The organism is Roseibium sp. RKSG952 (genome assembly GCF_009711355.1).
Genome location: NZ_SMMF01000064.1, coordinates 1 through 233, shown reverse-complemented (window position 1 = coordinate 233; position 233 = coordinate 1). Strand labels below are relative to the sequence as shown.

The window sequence follows — 233 nt, the reverse complement described above, 5'->3', positions numbered from 1 at the left end:
CTGGATCACAAAATACCGGAAGCCGATATTGCACGGGGAGCTGGGACATTTCCTGCGCGACACCATCCGCCGAACCTGTGCCGAGATGAACATTCAGATTCTGGAGGGCGTTATCTCGAAGGATCATGTGCACTTGTTTGTCTCTGCGCCTCCAAGTTTATCGGTCAGTCAGATCATGCAAAAGGTGAAAGGCCGGTCGTCGTACAAGGCTATGCAACAATTTCCGAGGCTGA

1 protein-coding gene is annotated in these 233 nt (G+C 51.9%); it reads left to right on the top strand.

The window, feature by feature from the left end; genetic code table 11:
- Nucleotides 1-4 precede the first annotated feature (4 nt).
- On the top strand, nucleotides 5-233 hold a 229-nt coding region (gene tnpA / locus E1297_RS51020; RefSeq protein WP_368669406.1), incomplete at its 3' end, for an IS200/IS605 family transposase.